This is a genomic window from Paenibacillus sp. V4I7, from assembly GCF_030817275.1.
Taxonomy (GTDB): Bacteria; Bacillota; Bacilli; order Paenibacillales; family NBRC-103111; genus Paenibacillus_E.
In genome coordinates, this window is record NZ_JAUSZD010000002.1 from 2,389,290 (window position 1) to 2,402,030 (window position 12,741).

Below are 12,741 nucleotides of genomic sequence, written 5' to 3' on the forward strand. Positions count from 1 at the left end.
GTGAAAACGTGAGAGAAAATTACGCTGGAAAATGGTTTAATGCTACGGTTCATACTATTCTGCTGCTGGCTGCCGTCAGCTGCCTCATTCCACTGCTTAATATTATCGCTGTATCGTTCAGCGACTCAGCGGCCATCGATTCCGGGTTCGTCTGGCTTTGGCCGATTCATTTCAATTTGGAAGCGTATAAAACCCTATTTATCGGATCAAGAGTCATTCCATCTTTTCTGAATAGCTTGTACATTACAATTGTTGGAACGGGGTTAAGCTTGCTCTGCACGACTCTTGCCGCTTATGCGTTGTCCTGTAATTACTGCTATGGGCGCAAATTTATTACTCTGGCCATGGTGTTTACGATGATGTTCAGTGGTGGGCTGATTCCCTTCTTTCTTCTGATGAAAAGTCTTGGGCTCATCAATACCTACTGGTCCCTATGGCTCCCAGGGTTGGTTGGCGCCTATAATTTGCTGCTCATGCGTACCTATTTCGAAGGCATTCCAGCAGAGATCGAGGAGTCTGCACGCATCGACGGCTGTGGGGAGTGGCGGCTTCTTGTACAAATATTTCTGCCTTTATCCTTACCTGTTATCGCGACGGTTTGTCTATTTTTAGCTGTTGGTTACTGGAACTCCTTTATAAGCGTCCTCATATTCATCAATGATGCGGAGAAGATGAATTTGACCGTATTCGTTCAGCAAATGGTGCAAAGTCAGAGCATGCTGATTCAGACGATCGCCTTGCAGCCGGAAGATTTGGAGAATATGTCGCCTGAGGCTGTGAAAGCCGGTGGCATTGTGATCATGACACTACCCATGCTGATCGTATATCCGATTCTGCAAAAGTATTTTGTGAAAGGCGTGATGCTTGGAGCCATTAAAGGATAAACCGAAAGATGACGACACGACCGAACGGATTCGATAGCAGTCAATGAATTTATAAAGGGGATGAAAGAAATGGAAGACAAAATGAAGAAAAGTACGTTAATGGCAGTGGTGACTTTGTTGGCAGCAGGGACGGTACTTGCGGCTTGCAGTAAATCAAAAGAAGAGGGTAGTGGAACCTCAGTATCACCAGCAAAATCGGGAACATCGTCATCAACACCAGAGAAGCGAGGCAAGCTCAAAATGTCCCTCTACGATCGTGGTAACACGCCGGCGGCGGAAGGATCGATTACGAACAATCGCTGGACGAAATGGATTAACGAAAACGGGCCAGCGGATGTCGAATTTGTCGCCGTTCCGAGATTTGAATCGAAGCAGAAGTTTAATACGTTGTTTGCTTCCGGAGAAGCTCCTGACGTAATCAATGAATTTGATACGGGCTATCGGGATCAACTCTATACCCAGAAGCAGCTGCTGCCGCTGGATGATTTGGTCAAACAATACGCGCCAAACTACACCAAGATGCTGGAAAAGTATCCCATTATGCGCAAGATCGGAACAAAGCCAGACGGCAAATTGTACGAAATCGGGCGAGTTATCCCTAGCACCGTACAAATAGCCGTATTCATCCGTACCGACTGGCTAAAAAAGCTCTCACTGCCAATACCGCAGACGCCGGAAGATCTGTTAAAAGTGGCGAAAGCGTTCACCGAACAAGACCCGGACGGCAATGGGAAGAAGGACACCTACGGCTATTCACTCGCGTATTTAGGGGATGAGGCCATTGATGCTATGCATGGCAATTCGATGTTTATTAAAGATGATAAGCTGATCGAAGAGGAAGCGAGGATGAAAGCGGCTGTATCCTTCAAGAAACGACTTTTCGACGAAGGCGTTGTTGATCGTGATTATTTGACGGACAAGAACGGCGAGAAGGCAAAGAAAGACTTTTTGTCTGGCAAGCTCGGAATTTATGTGGCTGACAACGCTAACGTAGATTTATTAACGACGCTCCGCAGCACCAATAAAGATGCAACGATCTCTCCTATGCTGCTGCCTAAGACAGAGTTTGGACAATACACGATCAGAATGTTAAATCCGCTTCAGATGACAACGGTGGTTTATGCGGGCTCGAAGGATCCAGCAGCCGCAGTGAAAACGATTGATTTCATGATAGCTGAACCGACGTGGAAAATGCTCAAATTCGGCACGGAAAACGTACATTGGAAAAATGATGAACTTGGTTGTCCAAGAGCAATTAATCCGGATTTACGTAAAATTGAAATAGGCTATAATACCGATTTGTATATGTCAGCGACAACCATTGATTCCAAAGAGGTATGCAACATTCCTGTTATAAACAAGGATATTCCTAACGCTGAGGAATGGAGCAAAATCAGAAATGCAACACGTGACCTGTACGAGAATCCAGCAGTTCCGCTGTATACGTTAACACATAATGAGCATATGCCTACGCTTCCGGCTGATTTGTTAAAGATTAACAACGATTGGATCCAACAAAGCAAGGATCTTATTGCTAAGACAGTAGTTAGTGGAAATGGTTATTCGGTTGATCAAGCGATGAACGACCTTAAGAGCTTGAAGCAGAAGATTGGACAAAATCAGACGTTGGATTGGTATGCGAAGTGGTACGAGCAAAATAAAAAGAATGCATTCCTGACGAAAGATATTTACCAATTCCTTGCTAAAAAATGAAAAATGACAGATTAGGTGAGATAGAAATGGATTTCATTCCATTGTCCGACGATGCAGAATCTCTGGCAAGCAAGGCCATAATTAGCTTCGAAGAAAGAAGCACCTTTTTGCTCGATAAGCAAATTCAGAAGGATTTGTCCAAGGATTTATATGGAGGTATGGCCATTGCGAACCTGAGTAAAACCATGTATGTGGAGGCAAGTAATCAGAGTTTGGTGAGATCAGCTGAGTGGTTTGAGCATCCCCATCTTTACGGTCGGGATCCGCAAGGGGAATCGGATTTTGCCGCCATAAAGCTTATACGCGCTCTTTACCAGTTTGAGCTTACTGGACTTTTACAAGAGCAGACGACCAACTCCATTCGAAATTTTTATCTGAATCATCATTTTGAAAGCAAATACAAGTCAGAGAATCACATGCTGCTTTTTCATACATCCCGGTATCTAGCTGCACAAAAGTATCCGCACGATTGCTTCAAGGCGTATGGAAAAATAGGTAGAGAGCTTCTGGAGGAGGAAGGAAAACTTCTCCGGGAATACCTTGTTTTTCGTGCCAAGCGGGGATGGGCAGAGTTTGATTCCTCCAGCTATATGCCTGAGGTCATGGAGTGTCTGCTGTGTCTTTATGATTTTGCCTCCGATTTGGAACTGGTTAAGCTTGCAGAGATGATGCTGGATTTGCTGCTGCTGGACATGTTATGCGATAGCCTCGACGGTTTATACGGAGGGGCCCATGGCCGCATCTATGCTCCAGTAGCGTTGGATCATGCCCGAAGCGGTACCTTTCCTCTATACTATCTGTATTTCGGGCATGGCTATCGGGGGGAAATCCAGGGTCCCTGCCTCATTGCTGCCATTTGTTCGGGCTATCGGCCCCGTAAGCAGATTTACGAGATTGCACTAGGGCGAACGCAGCCCTATGTTCACCAGGAAAGCAAGCACTTACATTGCATAACTTGTGAAACGCCTCACAAAAAGCTGCCGCAGGAGGAAGGAAGTATCAATAAGTATACGTATTTCACTCCCCGGTATATCATAGGAGCCGTGAATTTCCAAGATTCATACCGTCTAGGAAGTGAAGCGGGCTGGTATGCCCATCATCAGCAGCACCAATGGGATCTGAGCCTTGTGGAGGACACCACTTTGAAAATATTCAGTCATCATCCTGGGCATCAAGGCACGGAGGGAAGCGAACATGGCTACTGGACGGGAGATTTGGGTTGCGGTTGCGGGCACTTTTTTGGCGAAAAAAATGTGGTATTGACCATGTATCAGATTCCCCAGGGGCAAGAGCTGCATTGGATTCATGTCCATGTTCCAAGGGATGCCTTTGATGAAGTTGAGGAAGAAGGGAATTACCTTTTTCTACGAAAGTCCGAGGTTTATATCTCCTTATTTATCCACAATGGGTATGACTGGACAGAAGATGGAGAGTACGCAAGAAGGGAAATTAGAAGTCAGGGTAGGTGCAATGCGGTCATTTGCGAAGTAGGCGATGACATGAGCATTCCGGATTTTGCAACGTTTCGCAGGACGATTTTGCAGAACCGTGTTGTTTTCGATCCTGTAAATATGCAGTTATCGTATCGCTCATCCTCGGTGGGGGAACTATCGATGGACAAATCTAAGCGAACCGTAAATGGAGAAAAGGTGACCTTTCCTTATCCTACCTATAACGGGCCCTATATGTTTTCAGCTTTTAACAGTGGAATTATTGAAGTAAGGTCTAACGAAAAAAAATCAACCTACGATTTTAATCAGATAACAGTCAGGCAAGAGTAACCGGAGGTGTGAAAAGTGAATGGAATTATGGAAAAAGTAGCACGAGCAACCATGCAGATGGATTTTAATGTAGACAAGAAAGGCGATTGGGACTGGGGGGCAGGCGTCGCTTTGTACGGATTGCGGAAAGTGTATGAGACAACCGGAAACCAGGAGATTTATAACTTCATCAAAACGTTTATCGACGCTAACTTGGCGAAAAGCCAGAAGATTTCTTATAACATCAATACCACAGCGCCGTTGCTCTCGGTTTTGCTGCTCTATCGAGAAACGGGAGAACCTCATTACCTTGCTTTTGCTGAAAAGTTTGCCAGTTGGATCATGAAGGAAGCTCCACGTTTATCAAACGGGGCTCTTGAGCATACGGTCATTAACGATAAGTTTGCCGAAGAAATGTGGGTAGATACCGTATTTATGGCTGGTGTGTTCTTAACGGAATTGGGACAGATGTTGAATAACTCAGCTTATATTGAAGAAGGGCTGCTGCAGGCAAGGCTTCATATCGAATTCCTTCAAAAGGAGGGAGATGGATTGCTTTACCATGGCTACAGTCTGGCGGGTAATCATCATCTTAGCGGCTGTCTCTGGGCTAGAGGAAACAGCTGGGTAACGATCAGCATACCGGAAATATTCGCAACATTGATAGGTTATGAAAAGGAGAAGAGATGGTTTTTTGATAGAATCCAACTGCAAGTTGAGGCACTGGCGGCAGTTCAAAAGGAAAATGGTATGTGGCCTACCATTTTAAGTGATGCCTCCTCCTATGAGGAAACCTCTGCCACGGCGGGCTTTGTCTACGGCATATCTAAAAGTGTGCGTTTGGGCTATTTGGATAAAAAATACTTGCTCTGTGCGGAGAAAGGGTATGAGGCTGTACTTCGGCATATTACGGAAGAGGGTACGGTGCTGGATGTTTCGGTTGGAACGGGTATTCAAAATAGTATACAGGAGTATAACACGATTCCCCGACAGTCTATCATGCCATGGGGTCAAGGAATTACATTGTTGATGCTGTGCCAAGAGGCGCATGAAACAACTTAACTCATGAAGGGGGTAAGTGATATGGAGACAAGGCGCAAGCTGTTTGCGATTCTTATGATGGTATGCATGTTGGCCACTTTAACTGTAAATCCATGGGAAACATCCACGGTTTATGCAGAAACAACAACTGCTCCGGACAAAGCGGAATACCTGTTGGATGAAGATTTTTCTAACCTTGCCACTTCCTACGAACCGAGTGACATCGTACCCAGCGGATGGGATGTGAGAAGAGCTGGAGGATCGATTTCCTACAGTTTTAACAATTGGTTTAAAATCAGTGACACAAGTGATGTACTTCCCGTATCCATGAATAAAAAAATGCGATCTCAGAATACGGGAACCCTTACCCTGGAATACCGTTTTAAGATGCCAACGGTCGTAAACGGCGTAAAGTGGCAGCTTCGAAGCGGAGGAACCGAAGGGGTCGGCCTTGGGGTGATGAATGGAAGTTTAGTTCTGGAAACTGGTGAAGTAAGTCACAATCTCCAGACTATCAACGCTAATGTCGAATATGGAGTCAAAGTAATCGTTAATCTGGATGCAAAAAAAGTTCAGGTTTATGTAAACGGTATCGTAAAAGCATCGGAGAAGAGTTTTACGAACGATGTGGCATTGATAGATAACTTTCTCGTTATTACGGGTGATGTAACAACGGGAGACCTATTTTTTGCTCCGGTAAAGATTCACAAAGGGTATGCCATTAATGAGAAATTGATATCCACGGTTCAAGGCCCTTTACCTGAAGATTGGCAGTCCCAGACGAACGGCGGTGTGATTGCTGTGGAGAAAATGGATAATTCAAAGCCGCCGGATGTGTTTAGTCTGAAGATGAACGCGACGAATTCGACTGGCGAGATGAGTATGGAGAAATCCCTTCCTTCCCAGGAAGGAAGCTTGATTTATGAGTACAAAGTATTGATTCCCGTTAAAATGGATGGTTTCTCAGCAACGCTAAAAAATGAAAATTCGACAGTCTTCCAATGGCTTACAGCAGACGGGAAATTTGCTTATAAGAACGCAAGCGGCCAAAATGTGGCCTTCTACGACTACATTCCAAACCTCTGGTATCATGTAAAAATCAAATTAAATACAATGACCGGCAAAGCGGATCTCTATCTCAACGGCAAATTGAAAGTGGAGCAAATCGACATCCCGTTTAGCGGTGTTAATCGCGTTAACTTTTCAATCGGAAGCTCAAATAAGGGAAGCATGTCGCTGGATGATATCTTCTTGTATCACGAGGAGGCAGAGCCTCTGGATTATGTGCCCGCACCTATTCCCGCTAACTCGGATGATGAGCTGGTAGGAGCTCAGGCTTGTTCTTTGTGGAGAGAAGGGCAGCACCTTGGATGGGATCGGATCAATCCATATCCAGAAAGGAAGCCTTATCTTGGTTATTATGATGAAGGCAACCCGGAAGTAGCAGACTGGGAAATCAAATGGATGGCGGAGCATGGCATTGACTTCCAGATGTATTGTTGGTACAGACCGACAGGCTCAGAAGGAAAGCCGATTAAGGAGCCTCGCCTGGGTGCGGCGCTTCATGATGGTTATTTCAATGCCAAGTACAGCGACAAAGCCGATTTTATGATCATGTGGGAGGCTTCATCCTCCAAAGTTAGTGGAAGCCAGGATTTCAGAAATAATGTAGTGCCTTATTGGATGGAATACTATTTTAAAGATCCCAGGTATGTCGTTGTTGACAATAAGCCTGTCATTGGGATTTTTAGTTACTCTGGCTTGAAACGGAATTTTGGAGGCACTGCGGCAGGTGTTAAGGCAGAAGTGGAATATGTAAGACAGGCAGCCAGAGATGCCGGTTTCGATGATGTTATTATTCTAATATCCAATTCAAGTTCTGACGCTTCCTTGATACAAGAAATGAAGAATGATGCCGGACTAGATGCGATGTTTGCCTACTCATGGGGAGCTTTTGCAGGGAAAGAAGAATTGCAAAAGACAAAGCTGGAGCAGCAACGAGATGCTGGTTCCATGGATGTGGTTCCCGTTGTCAGCATGGGAAGGGACGATCGTGCCTGGGATGGCCCAGCCGGATATTATGCGACGCCTGAGGAGTTCCAGTCAACGAGCCAATGGGTGAAGGACACTTTTGTGCCATCTTTGCCAGCAAACAGTGTGGGCCGGAAAATGGTTCTTCTGGACAACTGGAATGAATATGGAGAAGGCCACTTTATCATGCCTGCCGGATTAAACGGGTACAAGTATCTGAACGCGATTCGTAATGTGTTTACGGAGGGCGGAGAACATTCGGATGGGGTACCTACAGAGGCGCAGAAGGAGAGAGTCCAAGGCTTATATCCCCAAGGGCGGATTGTTCCTTCAAAAACAGTGGACGTACCTCCCATAACGGATATTAGTCCGATTACGTACAGCAAGTTGTGGGATTTTAACACAGATGGGGACAGTGAAGGCTGGACGGTAGCGAAGCAAGTCTCTCAGGTAAGCATAGCAGGAGGACACTATTTAGGATCATCAACGGGAAGTGATCCAGGCCTTCATTCACCGACTGCGTTAGGGATATCAGCAGAAGAAAACCCCTATATCCATATCCGGATGAAAAATAGTTCCAGTGATACGGCAGGACAAATTTATTTCATTACGGAAACGGATCAAACATGGAATGAAGCCAAAGGAATCGGTTTATTTGTAAAGCCAAATGACAGCGGTTACACGGACTATTATGTTCCCATGTGGAGCAACAAGAAGTGGACGGGAAATATCGAAGCAATCCGGTTCGATCCCATTACGGCCACGGGTGATTTCAGCATTGACCAGATTGGATTGGTGAAGGTTCCCATTGCGGGAGTGAAAATGTACCTGAATGGACAACCGATAAAAACCGTAACTCCGCTGGAAATGATCGACGGCAGCGTCATGCTGCCGCTGGCTGAAGTTCTGGCGAAGGACGGGATTATGACGGAACGAGATGATACCGGAGCTATCCTAGCGATAAAGAATGGCCACGTTATTCGGGTCGTACCTGGACAGCTTACAGCTTATAAAGGAAATACAACTGTAACCTTACAGCATGTTCCTGTGACGACGAGCTATGATCTGTTGGTTTCACCTGATGATTTAAACGAACTATTTGGTTACAACGTTGCTTGGGAAGCGCTAGAAGAGACCTTGTATGTTTCCGGCCCATTTAAGATAGCAGGAGATAATATATTAATAGACCCAGGGATGGAAATGAGTACTCTGCCATACTCGGGTGAAAGAGTCGCTGCTGAGCTAAATACCACGGAGTACCATTCCGGACATCAGTCAGTAAAAGTAACCAAGGAGTATGCTTATGGAAAAATTCTTTTCCCCGGTGTCGAAAATGGTAAAGAATACTATTATTCGGCTTGGGGTAAGCTGGCTGCTGGCTCCACAGCGGGGGAGAAGCTGCGGATTTGTCTGCAGTACAAAGTGAATGGAGAGACCAAACAGGTGGTGATGGTAACAGGGCCTGCGATGGATGCCTCTACTTGGAAAAAGGCAGAAGGGTATTTCAAGCTAAATGAAACCGGCGCTATTACCAATTTGACCATGTATATCTATACGGATTTTCCAGCAGCGGCAGATAGCTACTATCTGGACGACGTGGAGATTCGGCCGGTGACTTATGCCAATGATCCTATCCCTGCTAGAGTCTCGGGAATTAGTCTGAATAAAACGGCTATGGAAATTAATCCTGGAACAACAGCGAGGTTGAGGGCTATCATTGAGCCTCTGAATGCGGTAGAAAGGACAGTTTCTTGGAGCTCGGACAATCCTGAGGTGGCTATAGTGGACGTGAATGGCGCTGTTTACGGGAAAAAGGAGGGAATCGCTCATATCACGGTTACAACAGTGGATGGCGGCAAAACGGCTACTACATCTGTAACAGTCCGAGAAGGGGTTTACGAAACAGTCACCTTGACGGTGAAGCCTGATGGAACCGGCGATTATATCTCTCCAAAATTGGCTAATGATAGCATTCTGGATAGCAGCTCTGCCAAGCAGTATGTCATTCTGATCTATCCGGGCGTGTACACGGAGAAAAATTGGGTGGTAAAGCCGTTTACTACGCTTCGAGGAACTGATAGGGATCAAGTTATCTTGAAAGGAGAGAACGCCGCATCGGCCACAAATAGTGAAATTACTAATCAATCGACCGTATGGTTGAAGGGGACCGCAAATCTGGAGAATCTCACCGTCACCGCCAAAAACATGAGATATCCGATTCACAGCGAAGACAATGGCAATAATAAGGATGCTATCCATATCGTGAAAAATTCCCATATTGAGCATTACGGCAATCTGGAAGCTGTCGTGTATCGTCAGAACTGGATGGCAGCGCATCCGGGGGTTACTCCACCCGCAGACTTAGACCCGGCCAAGGTATGGGGAGGGATCAGCGGGGTAGGTTCCCATGCTTGGGGTTATGGTTCAGCCAGCGGCGTAACGGAGATTGTATATGGCAGCACGTTTGTATCCAAAGCTGATGGTTGGTATGTGCATAATCGGGAGGATTTCACCAAACCCCAGATTAATATCATTAACGACAGCAAAATTGTTTCTACGGAGACATTGAAACCAATTATCATACAATCGCTAGGCAGTGGGACCAAAGATGAGGTTATTTTCAACAACACAGAGATTATTGGGACTTACATGGTTCAGGACGATTCGCCTTGGATTACACAAAAACCAGAAAACCAATATGCGAATCATGCGGATTATAAGGTTACCTTTAATAACAGTACACCTATTGGCTATTCGGATGAGCACAGGGGAAGAGCGCTAGCCTTGTTCAGTAAATCCACAGGCAGTAGTTCAAGTGTAAGGGTCAGCGGTGATGCAGTACCAGCTATTCTAGGTCAGTATGAAACTCGAGACGGAGGAGGTGGCCTGAGCGGTTATCTATACGGCTATTGGGACATATCCGGCATCAAAGTAGGTCTGAATTCTAACATTGAAGTTAATAATACGCTCGGAAGAAGGCTGGGGGACTGTACCCTCATTAATAAGACACTTCAAGTGATCTTTGAAGATGGAACAACCAAAACGATTATTTTTAATGAAAATTATACAAATCAGTCCAATACGTACATTTTGGCAAAAATGAATGGCATTCTAGGCACTTCAGGGAGAGCGGCGGAGTATAACGTTACAGGTACGGAATACTATCCTCAGGTGCTAGATAAGCAGTTAACCTTACAAAATAATACCCAGGTTGGCATTCCTCGATTTGCCGCTGTGCGTTTTGATTCCGACAATACCACGCTGCGGCTCATGAGCGCTGCTGATTCACCTAGGAGTTTCGTAGGCATCGCGCTAGAGCGGATTATACCAGGGAAGTCGGGAAGAGTCTTGACGGAAGGGATCTTGAAAAAAAGTCAATTGAATGGATTTACAGGAAGCTTAATGAAAGGAACCCGGATTTCCATTGGAACCCAAGCTGGGAGTTTGATTGAAAACGCCAGCGCACCTGCATTGCTAGTAGGAATCCAGACGGATTGGGCTTATTTTAAGGGGGATATGGAAGCTCCTGTAAGCAGTGCCTCCTTAAGTACGGTTACTCCAAACGGCAGCAACGGATGGTATACATCTGAAGTAACGGTAAGCATAGCCGTGTATGACCATTTATCTGGTGTAGCAAAAACAGAATATCAAGTAAATAACGGGGCTTGGATAACCTATACCGGTTCCATTCCTGCCTTTGTTGAAGGAACTTATAAGGTCAGTTATCGCAGCACGGATCACGCAGGCAATGTCGAACAGGTCAAAACAATGGAGTTTAAAATTGACCAAACAGCACCATTACTCACTGTTCAGTTAGATAAAACGTCAAATTGGCCGCCGAATCATGAAATGGTGACGGTTCATGCTGCGGTGTACGCGAGTGATGCTTGGTCAGGTGTCGCTTCCGTAGTGTTAACCTCCATTACAAGTAATGAACCGGATAGTGGTCAGGGTGACATTGAGGCTAACATAGGCATGCCCGTTACTTCATTTCAGTTACGGGCGGAAAGATTAGGTAATGGAACGGAGCGAATATACACGATTACTTACACGATAACCGACAATGCAGGTAATCAAGCAACATCGATAAGCACAGTTCGCGTGCCACATAACAAATAAACAATGGGAAAACAGAAGTGACTTAAGCATTTCTTTGGAGCTGCAGGCGGATGCCTTCACGATCGATTTGAATCCAATATTCTACGATACGTTGGTTTTCGATGCGATAAACAGCGCTGGCGATCTCTATAACAGTTTGGCCAGTTGGCGGAAAGCCGTCAACTTCTCCAATATGAGTGCCGGTCTGTTTCCAGCGTACGTAAACACGATCATCCTGTGCAATAAGTTCTTGTACCTCCAAGTGGAAATCACCGTAGGCTGCGATCATTTCCCTAACGTGATCCGCATAATTAGCTGGTGTTCGGCGAACGGTGGTTTCGTTTTCTGCGGTCATTTGATGAGCAAGCACCTGCTCGGCCATGTAGAGATTAGCTGTATCCGGCGCAAGACCGGAGCGAATTTTTTCAAAAAATTGGCGTATGATTTCTGATGGTAATGTGGTCATAGGGCACCTCTTCACAAAATTGATTTATGCATATATTGTACATGAAAACGAAACCTCACTGATTAATTTCAGAGAGATTTTCGTTTTTTTTACTAGGATACAAAAACATCTTGCTCTACTAGAAAAATATGGGTATTATTTTACCTAACGGTAAGTAAAAACAAGGAGGAAACGATGCAGACCTACGACCTAATTCTAAATGAAGCCTATCGCCTATTTGCCCGAAATGGGTTTGAGAAAACGAGCTTATCCATGATTGCAAAGGAAGTTGGCATAACAAAACCAGCATTGTATTACCACTTTTCCTCGAAAGAGGCTCTGTTTCATTCGCTGCTTCAAGAGGTGTGCAAGGAGATTCGGTTTGATTCCTTTTTCCCGATAAAGGAATTTACGACCGACAACTTCAAAGAGCATTTCATTACATGCGGCCTGAAAATGATTCAAGAGCAGCGTAACGATCCTCATTATTCATTGATAATGAAAGAATTTATGATTCAAAGCACTAGAGATGAGAGGATTCTCGAAGCTGTTAAAGCTGTCATTGATACGTATGTTCAAGGCTTTACTGCTTTATTCATGCACGGAGTGAATCTTGGCGTAATTAGTGGGGAAAATCTAAGTGTAAAAGCCGAGATGCTGACACTAGTGATCGACCAAATCGACAACTATATGACGCTTGGACTCGCTTTTGATTACGAACGATTGTGGCAATATAGTGTGGAGCAAGTGTGGAATAGGAGATAAATAC

The 12,741-nt window shown here is 45.1% G+C and carries 7 protein-coding genes; 6 read left to right on the plus strand and 1 reads right to left on the minus strand.

Translation table 11 applies throughout. The annotated features are described in order from the left end of the window. The first annotated feature begins 8 nt into the window (after positions 1 to 8). The 5 genes from QFZ80_RS11975 to QFZ80_RS11995 all read left to right on the plus strand — a co-directional run bounded on the left by QFZ80_RS11975 (position 9) and on the right by QFZ80_RS11995 (position 11,548). Positions 9 to 884: a carbohydrate ABC transporter permease gene (locus tag QFZ80_RS11975; protein ID WP_307559043.1), complete on the plus strand. Its 876-nt coding sequence runs from the start codon at positions 9 to 11 to the stop codon at positions 882 to 884. 69 nt (positions 885 to 953) lie between these two features. Next, positions 954 to 2,597, plus strand: a complete 1,644-nt coding sequence (locus QFZ80_RS11980) for an extracellular solute-binding protein (protein ID WP_307559046.1) — start codon at positions 954 to 956, stop codon at positions 2,595 to 2,597. Between the two features lie 26 nt (positions 2,598 to 2,623). After that, on the plus strand, positions 2,624 to 4,378 hold the full coding sequence (locus QFZ80_RS11985) for a hypothetical protein (protein ID WP_307559048.1): 1,755 nt from the start codon (positions 2,624 to 2,626) through the stop codon (positions 4,376 to 4,378). A 15-nt stretch (positions 4,379 to 4,393) separates the two neighbouring features. Continuing rightward, the gene (locus tag QFZ80_RS11990) at positions 4,394 to 5,419 is read left to right on the plus strand and encodes a glycoside hydrolase family 88/105 protein (RefSeq protein WP_307559050.1); all 1,026 of its coding nucleotides are present in this window, start codon (positions 4,394 to 4,396) and stop codon (positions 5,417 to 5,419) included. 21 nt (positions 5,420 to 5,440) lie between these two features. Beyond that, a complete protein-coding gene (locus tag QFZ80_RS11995; RefSeq protein ID WP_307559052.1) occupies positions 5,441 to 11,548 on the plus strand; it encodes an OmpL47-type beta-barrel domain-containing protein in 6,108 nt (2,035 codons plus the stop codon). 22 nt (positions 11,549 to 11,570) lie between these two features. On the opposite strand, the gene QFZ80_RS12000 is transcribed toward QFZ80_RS11995, so the two are convergent. After that, entirely contained in the window at positions 11,571 to 11,993 is a 423-nt protein-coding gene (locus QFZ80_RS12000) for an ester cyclase (RefSeq protein WP_307559054.1), read from the minus strand. Positions 11,994 to 12,167: 174 nt separating this feature from the next. Between QFZ80_RS12000 and QFZ80_RS12005 the strand changes: the two genes are divergently transcribed. Then, positions 12,168 to 12,737: a TetR/AcrR family transcriptional regulator gene (locus tag QFZ80_RS12005; protein WP_307546435.1), complete on the plus strand. Its 570-nt coding sequence runs from the start codon at positions 12,168 to 12,170 to the stop codon at positions 12,735 to 12,737. The last annotated feature ends 4 nt before the right edge of the window (positions 12,738 to 12,741 follow it).